Source organism: Acidisoma sp. S159, from assembly GCF_009766125.1.
Taxonomy (GTDB): domain Bacteria; phylum Pseudomonadota; class Alphaproteobacteria; order Acetobacterales; family Acetobacteraceae; genus Acidisoma.
In genome coordinates this window covers 1-2,441 of sequence record NZ_LMUG01000054.1, presented here as the reverse complement: position 1 = coordinate 2,441, position 2,441 = coordinate 1, and the positions used below count along the sequence as shown (strand labels likewise).

The 2,441-nt window shown below is 60.3% G+C and carries 2 protein-coding genes; one reads left to right on the top strand and one right to left on the bottom strand.

Annotated elements, in window-relative coordinates; genetic code table 11:
- Positions 1–1,428: sugar ABC transporter ATP-binding protein (locus GSQ92_RS16300; RefSeq protein ID WP_216856841.1), on the bottom strand; the 1,428-nt coding region annotated here is incomplete at its 3' end.
- Between the two features lie 136 nt (positions 1,429–1,564).
- Here GSQ92_RS16300 and GSQ92_RS16295 point away from each other — a divergent pair.
- On the top strand, positions 1,565–2,326 hold the full coding sequence (locus tag GSQ92_RS16295; protein WP_158804963.1) for an HpcH/HpaI aldolase/citrate lyase family protein: 762 nt from the start codon (positions 1,565–1,567) through the stop codon (positions 2,324–2,326).
- Positions 2,327–2,441: the final 115 nt, after the last annotated feature.

Here is a 2,441-nt window from a genome sequence, read left to right as displayed (position 1 = left end):
TTCATTCATCTCCGACGACACCACGAGCACGGCTTTTCCGGCCGCCGCTAGATCGTCAATGATGCGGTATATTTCGGCCTTAGCGCCGACGTCGACGCCCCGGGTCGGTTCGTCGAGCAGGATGATGTCGGGCTCAACCACGAGCGCTTTGGCTAACAGCACCTTCTGTTGGTTACCGCCCGATAGCGAGCCGACTGGTGCACCTATGCTGTTGCAGCGTATTGAAAACAGGCCGCGGAACCGCTCGGCGATCTGTTTCTCTCGCCGGCGAGAAACGAAACCACCGCGCGAGATGCGGTCAAGCGCGCTGAACGTCATGTTCCAGTCGATTGCATATTCCAGCACGAGACCCTGCGAGCGGCGTTCCTCTGGCACATAGATGATGCCATGGCCGATGCCTTGCCGGGACGTCGCGATGGAGACGGGATGTCCTGCGATGAGGATCTGTCCATCGGTCGCCGGCGCGATGCCGAAGATTGCCTGCGCCACCTCGGACCGGCCGGCTCCAATAAGCCCCGACATGCCGACGATCTCACCGCGACGAACCGTGAAGGAGATGTCGCCAAAAACCCCGCGTCGGCTCAGGCTTCGTAACTCGAGCATAGTGTCACCGGCCGGGTGGCGCGTTCGGTGGAACAACTTGCTGAGCGGGCGACCGATCATCATCTGGATCAGGGTTGTCATTTCAAGGCCACTGGTGGGGCCGGTATGGATGCGTTCGCCGTCACGCATCACAGTGATGTAATCGGCGATCTGGAAGACTTCGTCGAGACGATGCGATATATAGATAATTGCGACACCCCTCCGCTTGAGCTCGCCCAAGATCCCGAACAACCGCTGCGCCTCGCGTTCTGTGAGCGCCGCCGTGGGCTCGTCCATGATCACGATGCGCGCGTCGTGCATCAGCGCGCGTGCAATCTCGACCATCTGGGCATTCGCCCCTGAGAGCGAGCGTATTGGCGCATCAACGTCAATTGCAATATCGAGGCGTGCGAAGGCGGAGAGTGCAGAGCGGCGCATCGCCGCCCAGTCAAAGGTGCCGAGGCGGGTTCGCGGCCTCTTCCGTCCGACGAAGAGGTTCTCGACGATCGACAGATCGGGGAACAGGTCGAGCTCTTGCGGCACCATTGCAATGCCTTCGGCTTCCGCGGCACGGGGTGAAGTCAGCGTCACAAGCCGTCCAAAGACCTCTACCTGACCCTCGTCGGGGAGGTGGACACCGTGCAGCATTTTCATCAAAGTGCTTTTGCCAGCTCCGTTCTCGCCCATTACTGCGTGCACCTCACCGGCGCGGAACTCGAGATCGACGTGACGAACGGCCCAGGTCCCGAAAAAGCGCTTCCCCGCTCCAATCAGACGACAAGCGGCTATTGTCGGCTTGAAGTCAGCAGCTGCAGCGCACGAGATGGGTTCGCCGATGTCCTGCATGTCCTCCCCTTACAAGTCCGCTCCCCGTCTCTGCGGGACTTCGATCGATCTACCGGTGTTTACCAGGATTGTCAAACAATCTGATTTGACAATCCTGGTAAACGATTATATCCCACCTGCACGTGGAGGGTCCGTAATGCCGCCCAAGAATCTGATAGACCTAGCGGGTCCTAACGGACGTGGAATACGGACGACCTGGCTACACAGCGCCTCACCGCTGTCAGCCGAAATGATTGCGCGGCTGGGTTGGGACTGTCTGGTGGCCGATATGCAACACAGCATGACTGGCTTTGAGGAGATGGTGACGCTGTTGCAGGTCACGACCAATCTCGGCGCCCTTGTGCTGGTGCGTCCACCGGCGCTGGACGTCGCCCTAATTGGACGGCTTCTAGACGCTGGAGCGAGCGGCATCATTTGCCCGATGGTGAGTTCCGTCGCCGAAGCCCAGACGCTGGTCTCCGCCTGCCGTTACCCGCCGAGCGGTTCGCGCAGCTTCGGCCCTGTGCGAGCTCGATTGCTGTTCGGTGACGACTACGTCAGCAAGGCCAACGACCAGGTGCTAGCAATTGCAATGATCGAGACCTCAGAAGGGCTGGAGGCACTGGATGCTATCGCGCAAGTTCCAGGTCTCGACGGCGTCTTCGCAGGACCGAGCGACATTGCGGCCAGCCTAGGCCGGCCGCCACGTATGGATACCGACGACAAGACAGTCCTCGACGCACTTCACCGAATCGCGCAAAGCGCTGTGAGAGCCAACATCATGGCCGGCCTTGCCTGCGAAACCACAGCCTACGCCAAACGGATGCAGGCGGAGGGTTATCGCCTATTTGTCACCGGTTCGGATCTGCGGCTCATGACGGCGGCATCGAAGCGCCTCCTGGCCGAATTCATTGCATGACGAAGGAGCCCGACTCATCCTTATCCGCCTCAGGCCAAGAAATCGTTGAGGCCCTCCGCGATGACATCGTCTTCGGACGCCTCAACCCCCGTGAACGCTTGGTCGAAGCCGATCT

What these genes read in the sequence shown, in the direction of transcription:
- GSQ92_RS16295 (WP_158804963.1), top strand. Translation starts at nt 1,565, where the DNA reads ATGCCGCCCAAGAATCTGATAGACCTAGCGGGTCCTAACGGACGTGGA.